This is a genomic window from Streptomyces sp. NPDC005263 (assembly GCF_042872365.1).
Classification (GTDB): domain Bacteria; phylum Actinomycetota; class Actinomycetes; order Streptomycetales; family Streptomycetaceae; genus Streptomyces.
Map to the genome: position 1 here is coordinate 421,997 of NZ_JBIAKJ010000006.1, position 20,016 is coordinate 442,012.

At 72.5% G+C, this 20,016-nt stretch carries 16 protein-coding genes; 5 read left to right on the top strand and 11 right to left on the bottom strand.

Annotated elements, in window-relative coordinates; genetic code table 11:
- Window positions 1-111: 111 nt before the first annotated feature.
- Genes ACFYRY_RS27830 through ACFYRY_RS27850 form a run of 5 tightly spaced genes read right to left on the bottom strand, consistent with a single transcriptional unit; the run spans window position 112 to window position 6,483 of the window.
- On the bottom strand, window positions 112-1,047 hold the full coding sequence (locus ACFYRY_RS27830) for an ROK family protein (protein ID WP_389151199.1): 936 nt from the start codon (window positions 1,045-1,047) through the stop codon (window positions 112-114).
- Window positions 1,044-2,855 (bottom strand): dipeptide ABC transporter ATP-binding protein, encoded by a 1,812-nt coding sequence (locus ACFYRY_RS27835; protein WP_389151202.1) that lies wholly within the window; start codon window positions 2,853-2,855, stop codon window positions 1,044-1,046. The genes ACFYRY_RS27830 and ACFYRY_RS27835 overlap by 4 nt, the downstream gene beginning before the upstream one ends.
- On the bottom strand, window positions 2,852-3,730 hold the full coding sequence (locus ACFYRY_RS27840; protein WP_389151204.1) for an ABC transporter permease: 879 nt from the start codon (window positions 3,728-3,730) through the stop codon (window positions 2,852-2,854). The genes ACFYRY_RS27835 and ACFYRY_RS27840 overlap by 4 nt, the downstream gene beginning before the upstream one ends.
- Entirely contained in the window at window positions 3,727-4,686 is a 960-nt protein-coding gene (locus ACFYRY_RS27845; protein WP_389151207.1) for an ABC transporter permease, read from the bottom strand. The genes ACFYRY_RS27840 and ACFYRY_RS27845 overlap by 4 nt, the downstream gene beginning before the upstream one ends.
- A gap of 3 nt (window positions 4,687-4,689) precedes the next feature.
- A complete protein-coding gene (locus ACFYRY_RS27850) occupies window positions 4,690-6,483 on the bottom strand; it encodes a peptide ABC transporter substrate-binding protein (RefSeq protein ID WP_389151210.1) in 1,794 nt (597 codons plus the stop codon).
- 174 nt (window positions 6,484-6,657) lie between these two features.
- Between ACFYRY_RS27850 and ACFYRY_RS27855 the strand changes: the two genes are divergently transcribed.
- Together ACFYRY_RS27855 and ACFYRY_RS27860 are read left to right on the top strand one after the other, a co-directional pair.
- On the top strand, window positions 6,658-7,956 hold the full coding sequence (locus ACFYRY_RS27855; protein ID WP_389151212.1) for an ROK family protein: 1,299 nt from the start codon (window positions 6,658-6,660) through the stop codon (window positions 7,954-7,956).
- Window positions 7,957-8,022: 66 nt separating this feature from the next.
- Entirely contained in the window at window positions 8,023-9,525 is a 1,503-nt protein-coding gene (locus tag ACFYRY_RS27860; RefSeq protein WP_389151214.1) for a M81 family metallopeptidase, read from the top strand.
- 19 nt (window positions 9,526-9,544) lie between these two features.
- Here the strand turns inward: ACFYRY_RS27860 and ACFYRY_RS27865 are convergent, their stop codons facing one another.
- The 5 genes from ACFYRY_RS27865 to ACFYRY_RS27885 all read right to left on the bottom strand — a co-directional run bounded on the left by ACFYRY_RS27865 (window position 9,545) and on the right by ACFYRY_RS27885 (window position 14,663).
- Window positions 9,545-10,117 carry an ATP/GTP-binding protein gene (locus ACFYRY_RS27865; RefSeq protein WP_389151217.1) on the bottom strand — a complete coding sequence of 191 codons (573 nt, stop codon included), beginning with the start codon at window positions 10,115-10,117 and terminating at the stop codon, window positions 9,545-9,547.
- Window positions 10,104-10,463 carry a DUF742 domain-containing protein gene (locus ACFYRY_RS27870; protein WP_389151219.1) on the bottom strand — a complete coding sequence of 120 codons (360 nt, stop codon included), beginning with the start codon at window positions 10,461-10,463 and terminating at the stop codon, window positions 10,104-10,106. The genes ACFYRY_RS27865 and ACFYRY_RS27870 overlap by 14 nt, the downstream gene beginning before the upstream one ends.
- 22 nt (window positions 10,464-10,485) lie before the next feature.
- Window positions 10,486-10,917, bottom strand: coding sequence for a roadblock/LC7 domain-containing protein (locus ACFYRY_RS27875; protein WP_389151222.1), 432 nt, complete (start codon window positions 10,915-10,917; stop codon window positions 10,486-10,488).
- A 14-nt stretch (window positions 10,918-10,931) separates the two neighbouring features.
- Window positions 10,932-13,595, bottom strand: a complete 2,664-nt coding sequence (locus ACFYRY_RS27880) for a nitrate- and nitrite sensing domain-containing protein (protein ID WP_389151225.1) — start codon at window positions 13,593-13,595, stop codon at window positions 10,932-10,934.
- Window positions 13,596-13,658: 63 nt separating this feature from the next.
- On the bottom strand, window positions 13,659-14,663 hold the full coding sequence (locus ACFYRY_RS27885) for a sugar ABC transporter substrate-binding protein (RefSeq protein WP_389151227.1): 1,005 nt from the start codon (window positions 14,661-14,663) through the stop codon (window positions 13,659-13,661).
- Window positions 14,664-15,143: 480 nt separating this feature from the next.
- Here ACFYRY_RS27885 and ACFYRY_RS27890 point away from each other — a divergent pair, with 480 nt between their 5' ends.
- A complete protein-coding gene (locus tag ACFYRY_RS27890) occupies window positions 15,144-15,497 on the top strand; it encodes an ArsR/SmtB family transcription factor (RefSeq protein WP_389151230.1) in 354 nt (117 codons plus the stop codon).
- Window positions 15,487-18,057 (top strand): magnesium-translocating P-type ATPase, encoded by a 2,571-nt coding sequence (mgtA, locus tag ACFYRY_RS27895; RefSeq protein ID WP_389151233.1) that lies wholly within the window; start codon window positions 15,487-15,489, stop codon window positions 18,055-18,057. Before ACFYRY_RS27890 ends, mgtA begins: the two co-directional genes overlap by 11 nt.
- Window positions 18,058-18,062: 5 nt before the next feature.
- Here mgtA and ACFYRY_RS27900 read toward each other — a convergent pair whose 3' ends face one another.
- Window positions 18,063-19,580, bottom strand: coding sequence for an LCP family protein (locus ACFYRY_RS27900; protein ID WP_389151236.1), 1,518 nt, complete (start codon window positions 19,578-19,580; stop codon window positions 18,063-18,065).
- An 81-nt stretch (window positions 19,581-19,661) separates the two neighbouring features.
- Here ACFYRY_RS27900 and tatA point away from each other — a divergent pair, with 81 nt between their 5' ends.
- Window positions 19,662-19,937 (top strand): Sec-independent protein translocase subunit TatA, encoded by a 276-nt coding sequence (tatA, locus tag ACFYRY_RS27905; protein WP_389151239.1) that lies wholly within the window; start codon window positions 19,662-19,664, stop codon window positions 19,935-19,937.
- Window positions 19,938-20,016 lie beyond the last annotated feature (79 nt).

Here is a 20,016-nt window from a genome sequence, read left to right on the forward strand (position 1 = left end):
AGCGGAGCAGGCCTTCTGGCCGCTGTACCGAATCAGGTTCGGTGTAGCGGCCAGAAGGCAGGAGCCGGCGGAGAACACGTCAATGTTTCGGGCGGCCTTGACGGATCCCCGCTACCTCGCTGTTAACGATCCCGGGTCCGAACCGAGTTCGGCCCGCGCCCGCGCCGCCGCCCCGACCGCCACCGCGTCACCCTCCAGCAGCGCGGGCAGCACCCGCACCGGGCGCCCGCTGACCGGGGGCTCCGCGGTCAGGGCCCGCCCGATCGACGGTTCGACGAGCGTCCAGGCCCGGCTGACGCCCCCGCCGACCACGAAGGTCGTGACGTCGAGCAGACCCGCGGTGACCAGCATGGCCCGGGCCACCGCGGCACCCGCCGTCTCGTACACGGCGAGCGCGTCCGGATCGCCGTTCCCCGCCGCCTCGGCCACCTCGCGCGCGCCGCGGGTCCGCCCGGTGCGCTCCCCGTAGCGCGCGGTGATCGCCCGCCCCGACGCCAGCGTCTCCAGATGCCCTCGGCCGCCGCAGGTGCACGGCAGGTCCCCGAAGCCCGGCACATGCCCGATCTCACCCGCCGCGCCGTGCGGTCCGTCGTACAGCGCCCCGTCCAACCACAGCGCCCCGCCCACGCCCGTGCCCAGCGTCATCCCGAGCACATCCGGCTCGCCGGCCACCGCGCCGGCCGCGGTCTCGCCGCGCAGGAACGCGTTGACGTCGTTGTCGAGGAACGCGGGCACCCCCAACGCCTCCTCGACCGCCGCCGTCACCTCGAACCCGGCCCAGCCCCGGAAGGAGTCGCTGGCCACGAGGATCCGGCCGGCCCGCGCGTCCACCACCCCGGCCGCGCCCACCCCGACCCCGAGCAGCCGCGTGCCCGTCCGGCCGAGCAGCAGTCCTACGGCGTCCAGCGCGGCCCCGACCATCGCCGTGCCGCCCCCGGCCGCCGGGGTCGCCACCTCCACCCGGTCGAGGACGGCCAGGTCCTGAGAGCACAGCACCACGCGGGTTGTCGTACCGCCGATGTCCACTCCGGCGATCGTGTGCGTCACGCGGTGGCCCCCGTCCGTCGCGCCGCCCGCCGACGCCGTTGGACGACCGGATCCGGCACCGGTACGGCGGCGATGAGCCGACGCGTGTACTCGGTCTCGGGACGCGACAGGGTGGACAGGGTTGGCCCCTCCTCCTCCACCCGCCCCGCCCGCATGACGACGACCCGCCGGGCGAACTCCTGCACCACGGCCAGGTCGTGCGACACGAACAGACAGGCGAACCCGAGCTCACGCTGCAACTCGGCGATCACCTCCAGGACCGTCCGCTGCACACTCACGTCCAGCGCGCTCGTCGGCTCGTCCGCGACCAGCAGCCGCGGCCGCAGCACCAACGCCCGCGCGAGACTCACCCGCTGCCGCTGACCGCCGGACAGTTCGCGTGGGCCTCGACCCGCCAACTCCCGTGACAGTCGCACGAGTTCGAGTGCCTCCGCGACCCGCTCCCGCCGCTCGGCTGCCGGCATGCCCCGCCGGTGCGTACGCAGCGGCTCGGCCACACACTCCGCCACGCTCATCCGGGCGTCCAGCGAGGCCACCGGATCCTGGAGCACCACCCCCACGCCGGACAGCAGGGCCCGGCGCGCCCGTCCCCGGGCCCTCCCCAGGTCGCCGCCGAACAGCGACACCGAACCGGCGGCCGGCGCGACCAGGCCGAGCGCCACCCGCGCCGCCGTCGACTTGCCCGAACCGGACTCACCCACCAGCCCCACGGTCTCACCGGGCCCGACCACCAACGACACCCCGTCGAGAGCCCGCACGGCACCACGCCCCCGCCCGAAGTCCACGGTCACGTCCCGCAGTTCGACCACGGGGGCCGCCGGATCCGCCGGATCCACCGGATCCACCGGAGCCGCCGGATCCACCGGAGCCTTCGGGTCCGCCGGGTTGGCCGGGGTCCCCGGAGCCTTCGGGGACCCCGGGTCCGTCGGGCCCGCCGGAGCCCCCGCTACCCCCGGCTCCCCCGCAGACGCCCGCCCGAACCCGCCCGCCGCAGGCGCGCCCGCTCCGCTCACCCTCAGCCGCGGTACCGCGGCCAGCAGCCGCTGGGTGTACTCGTGCTGGGGCCGCAACAGCACCTCCTCCACCGGACCGGTCTCCACCACCTCGCCCCGCAGCATCACGGCCACCCGGTCAGCGAAGTCGGCGACCACGCCCATGTTGTGCGTGACCAGCAGCACGCCGGTGTCCGAGTCGGCCGCGAGCCCCCTGAGCAGATCGAGGATCTCGGCCTGCACGGTGACGTCGAGCGCGGTGGTCGGCTCGTCCGCGACCAGCAGGGCGGGCGAGTTGGCGATCGCCATGGCGATGACCACCCGCTGCCGCTGACCGCCCGACAGCTGGAACGGGAACGCCGACGCCCGCCGCTCCGGATCGGGGATGCCGACCCTGCGCAGGAGCTCCACCGCGGCCCGGGCGGCCTCCGCCCGCGACACGGGCCGGTGATTGCGGACCACCTCCGCTATCTGCCGGCCGACCCGGGTCAGCGGATCCAGCGCGGTGGCCGGCTCCTGGAAGACCATCGACGCGGTACGGCCGCGCAGCCGGGCGAGCTCCGCCTCACCGGCGCCGACGATCTGCGTACCGTCGACGCCCACCCGCCCCGACGCCCGCGCGTTGCCCGGCAGCAGCCCCATCGCGGCGAACGCCACCGTCGACTTCCCGGACCCGGACTCGCCGACCAGCGCCAATGTCTCACCGGGCCGGACGTGCAGCGACACACCGCGTACCGCGGGCACGTCGCCCGTGTCCGTCGTGAACGTGACCCCGAGGTCCTCGATCCGCAGGATGTCCGTGCTCACCTTGTTCATCCCCGTCCCCTCACGTCGAAGGCGTCGCGCAACCCGTCGCCGATCGCGTTGAACGCGCACACGACGAGGATGATCGCGAGGCCCGGCGGCACGATCAGCCACCAGCGCCCCGAGTACGCCGCCGTCAGACCGGCCGACAGCATGCCGCCCCAGTCGGTCGACGGCGGTTGGACGCCGAGGCCCAGATACGACACGTACGCGACCAGCAGGATCGCGTCGGCGACCTGGAAGGTGGCCGCGACGACGATGGTCGACACGGAGTTCGGCAGGATGTGCCGCAGGATCGCCCGGCCGTGGGTGCCGCCGGTCGCGCGCAGCGTCAGCACGTAGTCACGGTTCTTGAGCGTCAGCGTCTCCGCCCGCACCAGCCGGGACGGGACCAGCCACGACACCAGACCGAGGATCACGATCAGGCCGGGCACACCCGGCGTGGTGATCGCGGAGACGACCAGCAGGATGAACAGCGCCGGGATCGCGATCCCGGCGTCCACCACCCGCATCATCACCGCGTCCACCCAGCCGCCCGCGTACCCCGCCACCGCGCCCCACAGGGTGCCGATCACGGTGGCCAGCAGCCCGGCGGCGAGCCCGACCAGCAGTGACACCTTCCCGCCGTACATGAGCCGCCCGAGCTCGTCGTGCCCGACGGCGTCGGTGCCCAGCCAGTGCGCCCCGCCGGGCGCCAGGTTGACCTGCGTGAGGTCGGTGTGGGTCTGGTCGGTGGAGTACAGCAGCGGACCGACGAAGCAGAACAACAGGAACAGGACGACCACCGCGAGCCCGGCGACGGCCAGCCTGTTGCGGCCGAACCGGCGCAGGGACAGGCGGTGTCCGGCGACCGGCTCGACGGATGCGGTCTGGAGTACGGCAGTCACGCGCGGCCCGCCTTCACTCGGGGATCGACGATCCGCTGGACGACGTCCGCGAGCAGGGTGCCCACGACCGTCGCGACGGAGATGACGAGGACGCAGCCCAGCAGGACCGGATAGTCGGAGGACTGCGCGGCGGACCAGAACAGCAGCCCCATGCCCGGGTAGTTGAAGAGCTGCTCGACCACGAGCGCGCCGCCGAACAGCACGGGCACGTAGTACCCGAGCATCGCGATCACGGGGGTGAGGGAGTTGCGGAACACGTGCCGCCACAGGATCGCCGCCGACCGTGCGCCACCGGCCCGCGCGGTGCGGACGTAGTCCTCGGAGAGGTTCTCCAGGGTCGCCGCCCGCATGTACCGGCTGAACACGGCGATCATGGACGCGGCCCCCGTGACCACCGGCAGCACCAGCGCCGCGGGATCCGCGAACACCTGCGCCAGGGTGTCCCCCTGAGGCGCCTGGGACGGGAACCAGCGCAGGGTCTGGGTGAACAGCAGCACCAGGATCAGCCCCAGGAAGTACACGGGCGTGGAGTACGCGACGAAGCTCAGCGTGGTGATGACGTAGTCGGCCGGCTTGTTGCGGCGCACCGCCTGCCACATGCCGAGCGGGATCGCCAGCACCAGACCGACCAGCGCGGACAGCACCGTCAGCACCAGGGTTTTCGGCAGCCGTTGCTCGATGAGCCGGGAGACGGCCTCGTTGAGCGTGTACGAGGTGCCGAGGTCACCGTGCACGAGCGTGTTCAGGTAGTAGAGGTACTGGACGGGCAGCGGGCGGTCCAGGCCCTGCTCGTGGTTGAACGAGGCGATCTGCCCGGCCGTCGCCTGCGGGCCGAGGATCCCGCGCGCGGGACCCCCGGGCAGCGCGTGCAGCAGGCAGAAGACCACGACCGTGACGATCAGGATCACCGCCAGGGCCTGGAGGACCCGCCGGGTGAGGTACGCGAGGGTGTCCATGCCTCAGCTGGTCCACTTCCACTGCGCGGGGTGGAAGTTGGCGAGCGAGTCCTGGGAGAAACCGCCGAGGCCGTTGCGTATGACCGACACCTGGTAGACGGGCTCCGGCAGCCAGATCACCGGCAGGTCCTTGGCGAGGGCCGCGCTGTACTGCTGGATCGCCTGGTTCGAACTCGACGTCGTGGACGCGGAGATGAGCTTGTCCACCGCCGGGTTGGAGTAGTTGCCGAAGTTCGAGCCGCCCTTGGACTGGAACAGCGAGTCGCCGGTCGGGAAGGCGTTGAAGTACCAGCTGCCCGCCGTACCGAAGAACGACAGCTGCCACTTGCAGATCGACTGGCCGGACGTGCACTGCGGGGTCTGGGAGAGCACCGAGTTCACCGGCGCGGTCTTGATGGAGAACTTGATCCCGGTCTTCGCGAACGAGGACTGGATGGCGCTCATCATGTTGTCCGTGACGGTCGACCCGGACTGCGACAGCACCTGCATCGCGAACTTCGTGCCCTTGGCGACCCCGGCACCGCACTGTGCCGCGCCGCTGCCGGGACTCGTGCAGGTCATCACCCCGCCCTGCTCGCTCCAGCCGTGGCCGGTCAGCAGCGCGCGTGCGGCCGACGTGGAGAACGGGTACGGGTTGCTCTTCTGCACGGGGGACACGAAGTCCGACGCCTGGCCCTGCGGAATCGGACCGTACCCGGGCACCGCCGTCCCGTTGAGGACGACTTTCGCCAAGGTAGTCTGGTCGATCGACCGCTGGACCGCCTGCCGGGCGTAGAGCTGCTTGAACACCGGGCCCATCGCCGGGTTGTTGAAGTTGTACGGCATGTAGGTGATCGCCCAGCCCGACCACGGCTTCACGGTGTAGCCCTGCGAGGTGAAGCTGCCCTTCTGGTCGAGGTCGGTGGCCTCGATGTAGCCGTAGTCGACGCTGCCGGAGCGCAGCGCGTTCTTCTCGGCGTCCGCCGTGGTGAAGGGCAGCAGGTTCACGGTCGGGATGCCCGGCTTCTCGCCACCGTCGTACTTCTTGTTCGCGGTGAGGACGACCTTGCCGGCGGTCGAGAAGGACTTGACGGCGTAGGGGCCGCTGATGGTCTTCCACAGCGGGTCGGAGGCGTAGCCGGAGATGTTCTTCGCCGCGGAGTTGAGGTACGTCCACACCTGCTTGGCGCCCGCCGCCGTGCGGTCGGCGTCGGACACCTTCGCCGAGGCGTCCGTCTTGTCCCAGGCGTGCTGGGGGAGCGGGGTGATGCTGTTCAGCTCGTTGGCGAGCATCCACTGGGAGTTGTAGGCGCGGTCGAAGGTGATGGTGAAGTGGCGGGCGTCGACGGTCTTGAAGGACGTCCAGTTGTCGGGCGCCTTGCCGGGGTTGTAGCCCGCCCACTGGGCTTTGTTCGCCTTGATGAGGTTGAACCAGAACTCGGCGTCTCGTGCGGTGACGGGCTTCCCGTCGCTCCAGTGGCGGCCGCCCAAGGTGATCGTCACGCTTTTTCCGTCGGACGCGAAGTCGGCGGCCGTGGCCACCGAACCGGCCTTGTTCCAGGCGATCTTCCCGGTCGAGCCGTCGTAGGCGACGAGCGGCTCCCACAGGGTGTTCGCGATGGAGATGTTGTTGGTGTTCAGGTGGGCCGCGGTGCCGATCGGCAGGATCCAGTTCGGCGTGAAGTTCGCGGGCAGCGCGTAGTTGATGGTGTCGTGCGACGCCGATGACGTGCCGCTCGACCCGGAACACGCGGCGAGCAGCAGCGTGCCCGCGCCGAGGGCGGCACCGGCGAGGAGTCTCGTGCGGGCAGGGGACATGGCTCTCCTCAGGCAAACAGAAGCGGGGCGGAGCCAGTGAACGCCTCGTTGATGCGAAGAAACAGACGCTCCACGGTAAAAAGTCTGTTTCTGCCGTTCTGGAAAAAGCCGCGAAAGGCTCTGACTGGCCTACGCTCAGGGCCTCGACCGCCGACGACGGAAGTTACTTCCTTCATGCCTGAAAAAAGTCCGCAGCCGAACAGTCCGCAGCCGATCGGTCGGCAGCCGATCGGTCGGCAGCCGAGGATCCCTCAGCCGAGCAGCCCTCGGGCGAAGCGTCCGGAGCCCACGAGCCAGACCCGCCGGAAGCACGGCTCCGGGTTCTCCTCGCTGACCGAGGGCGTCCTGGAACTCCTCGCGTCCGGGCAGGCGACGACCCGCACGGAGCTGGCCGGCCTGCTCGGCGCCGCCCCGTCGACGGTCTCGTTCGCGGTGGGCCAACTGCTCACGCACGGTCTGGTCACCGAGGAGGGCACGCTGTCGTCCACCGGCGGGCGCCCGCGCAAGGTGCTGCGGCTCGGCGGCAGCGACGGGTACGCCGTGGCGGCCGACCTCGGCGGAAAGCACGCCCACGTGGGAGTCGTCCACCCCGGCGGCGGACTCACCGACGTGTCCACCGTGCCGTTCCCGACCGCGGACGGACCCGAGGCGGCGCTGCCCGGACTGGCCGAGACCCTCGAGAGCCTCGCCGACCGGCACGGACGTGACCTGCTGCGGGGCGTGGGCCTCTGCCTGCCCGGGCCGGTCGACGTCGAGCCGGGCCTGGTGACCCTGCCCGCCCGGATGCCCGGCTGGAACAGGTTCCCGGTGCGGGACTGGCTGGAGGAGCGGTTCGGGGTCCCGGTGGCCATCGAGAACGACGCCAACTGCATGGCCGTCGGTGAGCACAGTGTGCGGCCCGTGGAACACCGCCAGTCGATCATGGTGAAGGCCGGCTCCGGCATCGGCGCGGGCGTGATCGCGAACGGGCGGCTCTACCGGGGCGGCACGGGTGCCGCCGGCGAGATCACCCACGTCCGCGTCGAGGCCGCCCAGGACACGCCCTGCTCCTGTGGCAACACCGGCTGCCTGGAGACTGTCGCCTCCGGGGCCGCCCTGGTCCGCATCCTGCGGGAACGCGGCCGTGACGTGGCGTCGACCGAGGACGTCGTACGGCTCGCCACCGACGCCGACCCCGAGGCGACCCGCGCGGTCCGAGAAGCCGGCCGCTACCTCGGCCGGGTGCTCGCCGCGAACGTCAACTTCTTCAACCCCGACGCGGTGTACCTCGGCGGCATCCTCTCCACCCTGGAGCCGTTCGTCGCCGCCGTCCGCAGCCAGCTGTACGAGGGCTGCCATCCGCTGGTCACCGAGCACCTGGTCATCGAACGGGCCGGCCTGGGCGCCGACGCGGGTCTGGTCGGCGCGGGCCAGTTCGCGCTGCAGCGGGCGCTGGCGCAGGCGCTGCACGCGGTCACCGGCCACCAGTCCTGAGCACCGCCGTCCCGTCCTGACAGCCCGCGTCCCGTCCCCGGACCGTCCCGAGCCCCCGGAGGAACCATGTCCCTGCCCGTCATAGCGATCGCCGGACTCGGCATCGAGTCCTCGACCTTCTCCCCGGCCCGGACCGAGGCCCCCGCCTTCCACCCACTGCGCGGTGCGGACGTCCTCACCCGCTACCCCTTCCTCGCCCCCGGGCAGCCCCTGCGGAAGGCCGCCGACTGGCGCGGTGCCCTCGTCGGAAAGGCCCTGCCCGGCGGCACGGTGACGGCGTCCGCGTACGCCGAACTGACCGCCGAACTCCTCGACCGGCTACGGCGGTCGGGCCCCCTCGACGGCCTCTGGTACGACATCCACGGCGCCATGACCGTCGAGGGGCTGGACGACGCCGAGGCCGAACTCCTGCACCGCGTCCGCGAGGTGGTCGGCCCCGACGTCCTCGTGTCGACCTCCATGGACCTGCACGGCAACGTCTCCCGTGAACTCGTCCACCGCAGCGACCTGATCACCTGCTACCGCATGGCCCCGCACGAGGACGCCATGGAGACCAAGGAGCGGGCCGCCCGCAACCTGGTGGAGCTGCTGGCGAGCGGGGCGCCCCGACCGGCCAAGGCGTGGGTGCCGGTGCCGGTGCTGCTGGCCGGCGAGCAGACCTCCACCCGGATCGAACCCGCCCGCGGCGTGTACGCGGCCGTCGAGGAGGTGGCGGCGGCCGAGGGAGTGACGGACGCGGCGATCTGGGTCGGCTACGCCTGGGCGGACGAACCCCGCAACCGGGCCGCGGTGGTCGTCACCGGCCCGTCGACGGCCGCCGTCACCGCCGGTGCCGAGCGGCTCGCGCACGGCTTCTGGGCGGCACGGCACGACTTCGCGTTCGTCGCCCCCACCGGCACCCTGGACGAGTGCCTCGACGCGGCGCTGGCTTCCCCCGCCCGCCCGTACTTCATCAGCGACACCGGCGACAACCCGACCGCGGGCGGCGCCGGTGACGTCACCTGGGGCCTTCGACAGGTCCTGGACCGCCCGGAGTTCAAGGACCCGTCCGGCCCCGTCGTCATCTACGCCTCGCTGCCCGGACCGGCCGCCGTCGAGACCGCCGCGCGAGCCGGAGTCGGCGCGAGCGTCACCGTCACCGCGGGCGCCGAGGTCGACGACCGGCACGCGGGCCCGCTCACCCTGACCGGCGTGGTCCACGCGGTACGGCAGGGCGACCGGGACGCGGGGACCGAGGTCGTGCTGCGGGTGGGCAGCGTGCACGTGATCCTCACCGGGCTGCGCAAGCCGTACCACCACGAACACGACTTCACCGACCTGGAGTTGGACCCCAGGGCGGCCGACGTCGTGCTCGTCAAGATCGGCTATCTGGAGCCCGAGCTGTTCGGCATGGCCGCCGACTGGAAGATGGCGCTCACCCCGGGCGGCGTCGACCAGGACCTGACCCGCCTCGGCCACCACCGCGTCCGCCGGCCGCTGTTCCCCTTCGACCCTGAGATGCCCGACCCGGACCTCTCCGCCCGGCTGATCGCACCCAGCGACGAGCCGCTCGGCGGACCGGACGAGTGAGCTGCCCGGTCGCCCGAAGTTAGTTCGCCTCGGCGATCACCCGGTCCATCAGGGCTATCAGCACGTCCCGCGCGGAGGCGCGCTCACGCGCGTCGCACAGCAGCACCGGCACGTGGTCGGGCAGCGCCAGCGACTCCCGGATGTCCTCGGCCGGGTACGGATGGAGGCCGTGGAAGCCGTTGACGCCGACGACGAACGGGATGCCCCGTCGCTCGAAGAAGTCGACCGCGGCGAAACTCGACTCCGGTCTGCGGACGTCGATGAGCACCACCGCGCCCAGCGCGCCCACGGCCAGGTCGTTCCACATGAACCAGAACCGCTGTTGCCCGGGCGTACCGAAGAGATAGAGCACCAGTTCGTCGCTGATGGTGATCCGGCCGAAGTCCAGGGCCACCGTGGTGGCACGTTTCTCCTCGATGCCGTGGAGGTCGTCGATGCCCAGGCCCGCGGAGGTCAGCGACTCCTCGGTGCGCAGCGGCGCGATCTCGCTGACCGACCCCACCATGGTGGTCTTGCCGACGCCGAAGCCCCCGGCGATCAGGATCTTGACGGTGTCGGGTGCCGCGGGGGTGGCGGCGTCAGAGCCGGCCAAGGCCGTCCCTCACTTTCTGCAGCAGGTCCAGGTGGGGCGTGCGGGGCGAGACGGGATGCGGCGGGTGGGCGGTGATCAGGCCGGCCTCCAGCAGATCGCAGAGCATGATGACGATCACGCTCACCGGCAGGTCAAGCAGGGCCGCCAGCTCCGCCACGGCCACCGGCCGCACGCACCGGCGCAGGATCCGGGTCTGTTCGGGCTGCGGCCTGGGCGCCCGGTCCGGGGGCGGGACCACCGCGGTCACCGTCGTGATGAGGGTGAAGTCGGCGCGGCTGGGCCGGGTGCGGCCGCCGATCAGGGCGAAGGGCCGTACCAGCCGGCCCGCCGCGTCGCTTCCGCTCACCTCACTCGTCACTCGTCGCCCGTCACTCGCCGGCGGCGTCCGCGGGGCCCACATGGGCCCGCGGCGCCGCGCTGAGGTGCTCGCCGATCTTCTTCACCAGCATGTTCATCTGGTACGCCACCACGCCGACGTCCGCGCCCGGCCCGGTCAGCACGACCAGGTGGGCGCCGGGTCCCGCGGAGGTCAGGATCAGGAAGCTGTTGGCCATCTCGATGAGCGCCTGGCGCACCGGACCGCCGCGGAAGTCCAGGCTGACGCCCTTGCTGAGGCTCATCAGACCGGAGGCGGTCGCGGCGAGCCGCTCGGCGTCGTCGCGCACGAACCCGGTGGACCTGCTGACGACCAGTCCGTCCTCGGAGAGCACCACGGCGTGGTTCACGTCGGCGACCCGGTCCACGAGACCGGTGAGCAACTGGTCCAGCTGGGTGTCCGTGGCGGGGGTGGGGCGTGTCATGACGGTGTCCTTCGTCAGCGTTCGGTCGGGGAGGTCGGAGAGGTCGGGCTGTCGGCGGCGTCCGCGGAGGGCACGTGCGCGGCGAGGGTGCTCGTGGGGGGTGAGTCCTTCCGGTTGGGCGGTGCGGGGGCGTCCTGGGCCGGGGCGGGGGCGTCGCGGTCCGGTACCTGGGCGGGCGCGTCCTGGGCGGGCACGTCGCTGTCCTGGACCGGTTCGCGATCGTCCTGGAGCGGAGGGTCCTCGTCCGCTCCCGGGCGGTCCGTGTCGTCCCCCGGGCGGTACATGTCCTCGCCCTCGCCCGGACGGTCCTTGTCCTCTCCCGGCTCCTGCTCCTCCCGGGCCCGCAGGGTGCCGGCCTGGAAGCCGCCGAGTGAGGAGGCGGCGTGCTCCGCGGTGAACTCATCGGCGTCGGCGGCGTCCGCCGCGTCCTGCGGGGTGGCCTCCTCCCGGAGTTCGGCGACCAGGCTGGTCTGCGGTACGCGGCGCGGCAGCGGGGTGAGCCCGTCGGCGCGGGGGACGGGAGCGGCGGCGGTGGCGGGGGCGGGGGCCGTCCGCGCGGCGAGGAGGGGCCGGGCGGCGCCACGGAGCGGCACCGGATCCTGGTCGGTCCCCGGGGCGCTCGCGGGTGAGGGGACATGCGCGGTCTCCGGGTCCGTCCCGGCCCGCGCGTCCGCCGTCCCCGGCGGGTTCCCGGCCTCCGCCGTCCCGTGGGCCGGCGCGGTGTCCGGTACGTCGGGAGCGTCGTCGTCGGCGGCCTCCGGGACCACGATGTCGTGCGGGACCAGCACGATCGCCGTGGTGCCGCCGTACGGAGAGGGACGCAGGGTGACGGCGATGCCGTGCCGTCTGGCGAGCCGGGAGATCACGAACATGCCGAGCCGCAGGTCGTCCGCGAGTGCCACCACGTCGAACTGCGGCGGATCGGCCAACTGGGCGTTGAGGGAGGCGTAGTCCTCCTCCGACATGCCAAGACCCCGGTCCTCCACCTCGACGGCCAGCCCCTTGGCCACCATCGCGGCCCGCACCCCGACCGGGCTCGGCGCGGGGGAGTACGCGGTGGCGTTGTCGATGAGTTCGGCCAGCAGATGGATCACGTCCGCCACCGCGGGCGGAGCCAGGCACACCTCCTCCTCGGTGTCCACCTCCACCCGCTGGTACTGGGCGACCTCGCCGACCGCGCTGCGCAGGATGTCGATCAGCGCGACCGGTTCGGTCCAGCTGCGTCGCGGCTGCTCGCCGCTGATGATGACGAGGTTCTCCTCGTAGCGGCGCAACTGGCTCGCCGTGGAGTCCAGTTCGTACAGGCCCTTGAGCACGTCGGGGTCCTGGTGCTCGCGCTCCAGCGCGTCGAGCTGGCTGAGCTGGAGGTTGACCAGGTTCTGGCTCTGCCGGGCGATGCCGAGGATCACCTTCTGGAAACCGCGCCGGGTGTCGGCGAGTTCCACGGTGGTCACCACGGCGGTGCGCTGGGCGGTGTTGAACGCCTGTGCCACCTGGCCGAGTTCGTCCGAGCCGTAGTCGAGCGGGGGCGCCGCCAGGTCCACGTCGACCGTCTCGCCCCGCTCCAGCCGCCGGACCACGTCGGGCAGCCGCTCCTCGGCCAGACCGAGGGTGGCCTCCCTCAGGCCCCGCAGCCGCAGGGACAGGGAGCGGGTGATCCGCCAGGACATGGCCGCGCACAGCAGCAGCGCGACCAGTCCGCCGGCGCTCAGCGACGCGGCGGTCACGAGCAGCCCGTCGGCTTTGTCGGCGCTCTTTGCGAGCAGCGCGGCGGTCTGCTGCCGGATCAGGTCGCCGTACTGGTCGGAGACCTTCCGCAGCGCCGCGGTCCACTGCTCGCGCAGGTCGGGCAGCGCGACCCGGCGTTGGCCGTCGGACGCCCGGGCCCGCATCACCTGGTCCTCGATCGACTGCAGGGTCTGCCACTGCGGGCTCTGCAGGATGCGCTCGGTCTGCGTCTTCGCGGTGCCACGCAGCGAGGGCACGATCTGGTCCTGGACGATCCAGCGGCGGGTGCTGACCATCTGGCCGAACGTGGTCCACGCCTTCTCGTCGAGATACCCGGACGGCCAGGCGAGGGTGAGCTGCGCGTCCTCCTGGGAGACCAGCTCCGCGCCGTGCTCCAGCGCGACCAGCGGACCGGCCTGCGAGGTGAGGTCGCCGTCGTCGACCTGGGAGAGCTCCTGGAAGGCGTGGATCTGGTCGTCGATGATCGAGGTGTACTGGCCCAGGGCCTGCTCGGCGGTGATGTCGGTGGGGTCGTCCACCTGGCCCCGGTAGTACTCCAGGCTGCCGACGGACCCGACGACCGAGTAGAGGCGGTCCGCGATCCGGTCGGGGGCCTCGCGGATGGCGTCGGACCGGCCGACGAGTTTCGTGACCGCCTTGTCCGTCTCCCGGCGCGCCTGGTCCAGAGCGGCCCGGGAGCCGGGCTGCCGGGCCAGCCAGGCGGCCGACAGGCCGCGTTCCCGCTGCAGCGCCAACGTGGCCTCGGTACCCATGGCGCCCGTCGAGCGGCTCAGTTCCGTCTGCGAGCGCAGCCGCAGGCCCTCCGAGAACATCTGTGTCGTCGTCACACCCCACAGGGCGGCGAGGGTGACGCTCGGAACCAGTGCCAGGAGGATGAGCGACAGACGTATGGAGCCGAGGCGGCGACGAGAACCTGTCCGTCCAGACATGGTCTTCCTTGAGCGATCAGCGGGGAGGAGAGCGGAAGGGGGAGCGGGCGGGGGGTTGGACCGTCAGCGGGTTCCGGAGGCGGCGAAGCGGGCGATCGAGGCGACGTTCGCCCTGGTGACGAACGCGCGCCCGGTGAGCACGGGAGCCACCCCGCCGCCGCTGACGTTGCCGTTGGTCCGGTACAGCCACAGCGCGTCCACGGCGAGATAGCCCTGCAGATACGGCTGTTGGTCCACCGCGAACTGTACGTCCCCGTCGCGCACGGCCTTGATCAGGTTCTTGTCCAGGTCGAAGGTGGCGACCTTGGCCCTGCTGCCCGACGCCTTCACCGCCTTGACCGCGGTCAGCGCGAACGGGGCGCCCAGCGTGACGACTTCGTCGATGGAGGGGTCCTGCCGCAGTTGGGCCGTGACGGCGGCGTCCACCGCGTCCAGGTCGGTGCCCTCGACGTAGAGCATCTCGGTCCGGCCGGAGAACGTCTTCTTCACGCCGGCGCAGCGCGCCTCCAGGGCGACGTTGCCCCGCTCGTGGATGACGCACAGCGCGTGCTTGGCCTTGAGGGCGTTCAGTTTTTCGCCGACGCCCCGGCCCGCGAGGCTCTCGTCCTGGCCGAAGAACTCCAGCAGTCCCTGCGAACGCCAGGCGTCGATACCCGAGTTCAGACCGACCACGGGGATACCGGCCGCCTTCGCCTCGGCGACCGGGCCCTTCATCGCCTGCGGCTTGGCGAGGGTCACCGCGATGCCGTCGACTCTGTCGTCGACCGCGTCCCGCACCAACTGCGCCTGCTTGACCGGATCGGGGTCGCTCACGTACGTCAGGTCGACGCCGTCCTTGGCGGCCGCGGCCTGGGCGCCCCGCTGCACCAGGTCCCAGAACGAGTCCCCGTGGCCGCCGTGGGTGATCAGGACGACCTTCGTCCCGCCGCTCTCCGCCCCGTCCGCGTTCGCGTCGAGCCCGGAGCCGCCGGATCCGGAGCAGCCGGCCAGGAGCAGGCAGAGAGCGGCGGCCAGCACGGCGGTGCGGACGGATCTGGGGGAGGCCTGAGGTGGGGGAGGAGTGTTCATGGAGCAGGCACCTCGCTGTGCGGCCGAGCAAGAGGAACACAAAAGTACGGTCGAAGCGCACAAGGCGCCCTGACCGGTTGAAACTTCATTGGCTTGGAGCCAATCGTGTGTGACCGCCGGTAGTCAAGTGATCGGCCGCTCGCACTGAGTTGTCGGTGCCGCATCGTGATCATCTCTGTCGCGGTCCAGTCCCGCGAAGAACTCCGCGGCCTCGGCGAAGGTGCGCGGCCGCATCGGCATGCCCTGGGAGGTGTACTCGCGGGCCACCCGGCCCGGATCCCGCCGACCCGCCGGTAAGGGCGCGGCGCCCGGAGCGCAGTGCGGTGTTTCCGGCGCCCTAGACTGAATCCGCCCCCGCGACTTTTCCCCGCATACTTTCCCTCGGGCACTACGGACATGACGGACGTGACAGGCGTGACGGACGCGAGGGGCTCGTCGGACACGGCGGGAGCGCGGGCGGTGGACAGGAGGACCAGGACGATGACGACGGCCGACCACGGCTTCGACGACCCCTCCGCCGACGTGCTCACGCAGGCCGCCGGGGCCTTCGGACTGCTCGCCTCGGCCGCCCGGCTGCACATCGTGTGGGCGCTCGCCCAGGGCGAGAGCGACGTCACCGGGCTCGCGGAGCGGGTCGGCGGGGCGCTGCCCGCGGTCAGTCAGCACCTGACCAAGCTGAAGCTGGCCGGTCTGGTCCGCTCCCGTCGTGAGGGGCGCCGGCAGGTGTACTTCGTCGACGCCGACGAGCAGGCGGCCGTCGTGGACGTGGTGCGGCTGATGGTGGGCCGGCTGTCCGACGGCGCCGCCCCGGCGCGCCACCTCCGTGGCCTCTGAGCGCGCGGCCTCCGAGCCCGCCGAGGACACCTCCCTGCAGGTGCTGCGGCGACTGGACACCGGCCCGCGCGGACTGACCGAGACCGAGGCTCAGGCCCGGCTGGCGCGGACCGGCGAGAACACCCTCCCCGAACCGCGTACGCCCTCCTGGCCCCGCCGCCTCGTGCGCGGGCTGCGCGACCCCTTCACCGCCGTACTGCTCTGTCTGGGCCTGGTCTCGGCGGCCGTCGCCTCCTGGGGCACCGCCACGGTGATCCTGGCGCTGGTCGCCGTCAGCTGCGTGCTGCGGGCGAGCGGCGAGCGCCGCGCCGACCGTTCCATGGCCGCGCTGCGCGCCCTGGTCGCCGGCACGGCCACCGTCCTGCGGCGCGAGGAGGGCGGGCCGCCCGGCCCGTCGCCACGGGAGATACCGGTCGCCGACCTGGTCCCGGGGGACGTGGTCCGCCTCGGTCCCGGCGACCTCGTCCCCGCGGACGTACGACTCCTGCGGACCCGCGGGCTGACCGTGCACCAGGCGGCACTGACCGGGGAGTCGGCGCCGGTGGCGAAGACGGCCGGGGACGAGGCCGGCACCGGCCACCTCGGCAGTGGCGGCGGCGCGGACGGGGCCTTCGCGGCGCCGTACCTGTGCTTCCAGGGCAGCGGTGTGGTCACGGGCAGCGCCACCGCCGTCGTCCTCGCCACCGGCCCGCGGACCCGGCTGGCGGCCGCGCACGGCCCGGGGCCCGGCCGGCGGACGCAGAGCGCCTTCGACCGGTCCGTGTTCGGCATCTCCTGGGTGCTGATCCGGTTCATGCTGCTGACCCCGCCCCTCGTCCTGATGGCCAACGCCGCCCTGCGCGGCCGGGGCCTGGAGACCCTGCCGTTCGCCGTCGCGGTGGCCGTCGGACTCACGCCCGAGATGCTCCCCGTGATCGTCACGATCTGCCTGGCGCGCGGAGCCGCGCTGCTCGCCCGCACCCACGGCGTGATCGTCAAGCGGCTGCCCGCCCTGCACGACCTGGGCGCGATGGACGTGCTGTGCGTCGACAAGACCGGCACCCTCACCCAGGACCGTCCGGTGGTGGAACGGTCCGTCGGCCCGGCCGGGCGGGACGACCCCGAGGTGCTGCGCTGGGCCGCCGTCAACGCCTGGTGGACCCTGCAGCTCGCCGACCTGCCCGCCCCGGACGCCCTCGACGAGGCCCTCCTGGAGGCCGCCGGTCCGGTCGGCGAGGAGGAGGACGGCGTGGACGCCGTGCCCTTCGATCCGGTACGGCGGCTGGCCACCGCGGTCGTCCACGGCCCCCTCGGCACCCACACCCTGGTCGTGAAGGGCGCCGCGGAGGACGTACTGGAACGCTGCGTGCTCGAAGCGGCGGAGCGTCAGCGGCTGAGCGTGTTCGCCGCACACGAGGCTCAAGCCGGACTGCGGCTGCTGGCCGTGGCCACCGCCGACCGGCCGGCCCGCACCCGCGGGTACACGCCGGCCGACGAACGCGGCCTGACCTTCCGGGGCTTCGTCACCTTCCGGGACGCCCTCGCCCCGGCCGCGGCCGACGCGCTGCGCCGGCTCACCGCCCTCGGCGTCACCCTCACGGTCCTCACCGGCGACCATCCGGCCACGGCCGCGCGGGCCTGCCGCGACCTGGGACTGGACCCGGGGGAGGTACGCGTGGCCGGCGGACCGGCCGACGCGCACGGCACCGACGGGTCCGACACCGCCCTGGGCAGGACCACCGTCGTGGCCCGCTGCACCCCCGCCGACAAGGCCCGTGTCGTCGCCGGTCTGCGGGCCGCCGGGCACACCGTCGGCTTCCTCGGCGACGGGGTCAACGACCTGCCCGCCCTGCGCGCCGCGGACGTCGGCATCGCGCCCCGCAACGCCGTGGGCGCGGCCCGGGAGGCCGCCGACGTGGTCCTGGCCGACAAGGGGCTCGAGACGATCGGGCACGCGGTCACCGCCGGACGGCAGGCCGCCGGCAACATCGCCTCCTATCTGCGCGTCACGCTCTCCTCGAACGTCGGCAACGTCCTCGCGATGCTCGCCGCGGGCCTGCTGCTGCCCTTCCTGCCGATGCTCCCGGCCCAGGTCCTCGCGCAGAACCTGTGCTTCGACGCGGCCCAGCTCGCCTTCGCCCACGACCGTCCCGGGGCGGCCGCGCTGCGCCGGCCGGCCGTGCTGCGCCCACGCGCCTTCCTCCGGTTCATCACCGGCTTCGGCGCGCTGAACGCCATCGCCGACCTCGCCACCTTCGCCGTCCTCGCGCTCGCGCTGCGCGGACCCGACGCGCTCGACGACCGTACGGTGTTCCACTCCGCCTGGTTCACCGAGAACCTGCTCACCCAGGCCCTGGTGATGCTGCTGCTGCGCACCGGCCGGGGCGTCGCCGAGGGCCGCGGCCGGGGCCCGGTCGGGTGGGCGGCGGCCCTGCTCGGCGTCGCCGGCCTGCTGCTGCCACCGAGCCCGCTGGGCGCGTCGCTCGGCATGACCGCCCTGCCCGCCACCTTCTACCTGCTGCTCGCCGCGGTCCTCGGCCTGTACGCCCTCGCGCTGACCGCGGCCCGGGCGTGGCCCTAGAGACGTCAGCCGTAGGTCAGGTTCGAGCAGGGGTTGTCGTCTGCGGACCGGGCTCCGTCCGCGACCTCCGAGGGCACGGCGGTCGGCGTCGGCGAGGCGCTCACGTCGGGGGTGTCGGCGTAGGACTGGCCCAGGACGACACTGATTCCGGAGCCGGTGACGGGCATGATCGCGGCGCCCGGGAAGGCCCGGGCGACGGTCTGGGCCGGGGTCTTGAGTCCCGGGCCGTACTCGACGACCGTGACCGGGTGGTCCTGGGCGGAGGCCGTCGCCGTACCGGTGACCGTGAAGCCGTCCGCGGTGAGCGCGGCGGCGGCCCGGGCCGCCAGGCCGGTCACAGTGGTGCCGTTGTAGACGGCGACGTCGATGCCGTCGCCGGAGACGGAGACGGAGGCCGGAGTGGGGGAGGGGGCCGCGGACGCGCGGCGCTTCCCGCCCGCGTTCTTGCCGTCGATCGTGCGGTCGGCCTTGAGCGCCGCCCACAGGTCGTCGGCGTCGGGCTGCACGATCGCGACCCGTGAACCCTCGTACCGCCAGGGCAGCGTGACGAACTTGGTGTTGTGCAGGTCGATGTCCTTCAGGGACATCGCGAACGAGATGAGCTTGTCGGCGGAGCCCAGGCCGGGGTCGACGGTCAGCGACTCGGTGGCCGCGTCGGCCAGCGGCAGCAGCTTGGCCGGGGACAGGCCCTTGCTCTTCACCTCCTTCAACAGGCTCGCCACGAAGGCCTGTTGGCGCTTGATACGGCCGATGTCGGACCCGTCACCGATGCCGTGCCGGATGCGGACGTAGTCCAAGGCCCGCTGTCCCGAGACGGTCTGCACCCCCTTCTTGAACAGCAGCTTGCCGGGGGTCGTGCGGTGGGGGTCGAGGTCGTTCTCGTAGACGTCCTGCGGGAGGCAGACCTGTACCCCGCCCACCACCTCGGTGAGGCGGGCGAAGCCCTTGAAGTCGACCACGACGGTGTGGTCGACGCGCAGGCCGGTGAGCTGCTCGACCGTGTTCTGGGTGCAGGCGGGGTTGCCCTGGGCGGTCTGGCCGACGGAGTAGGCCGCGTTGAACATGGTGTCGGTCTGTGCGCTCGTCCACCTGCCGTTCGGCAGTCTGCACGACGGGACGGTGACCAGGGTGTCGCGGGGGATGGAGACGGCCAGGGCGTGCCGGTGGTCGGCGTATATGTGCAGCAGGAACGTCGTGTCCGAGCGGCCTATGTCGTTCTTGTCGCCGCCACCGAGGGCGGCGTTGCCGCCGGTGCGCGCGTCCGAGCCGATGACCAGCACGTTCTCGCCCTTCGACGAGCCGGACCCGGGCCGGTGGTCGGACAGCCCGCCCGCGTCGAACGTGCTGATGTTGCCGTCGAGCCGCAGGTAGAGCCAGCCGGCTCCGGCTCCGGTGAGCACCAGCAGGGTGAGACAGACCACGAGCACGCCCCGGGCCCGGCCGCCGCGCCGACGTCGGCGCTCCCGGCGTCCGGCGGGCCGGTGTCGCGGCGGGGCCGCCCTGCGGTGGCTGCTCACGGTCATCGGCGCCCTCCTGGCCTCACTCTGGGTTGTACAGTTGCGCAATGTAGCAACTGTTGGGCAAGGGAAAGTGAGAGGGCTGTCATGCTGCGCAACGGACTGGAACCCTGGCACCTGCTGGTCCTGGCCATCGTGGTCATCGTGCTGTTCGGCTCGAGGAAACTGCCGGACACGGCGCGGGCCTTGGGCAAGTCGATGCGCATCCTCAAGAGTGAGGCGAAGGCGCTGAAGGACGAGAGCGCGTCACCCCCGGCGGAGGCGGAGGCGGGCCCCGCGGTGGCGTCGAACGTGACAGACGCGACCGTGCCTCCGGCGTCCGTGAACGTGCCGGTGTCGGAGCCGCCCGCCGCCGGGCGGTGAGCGCCCCTGGGGTGGAACATGCGTGCCGGATGACTCCGGGCCGCCCGGATGCCCGATGGGCTCGCCGGACGGCCGGGTG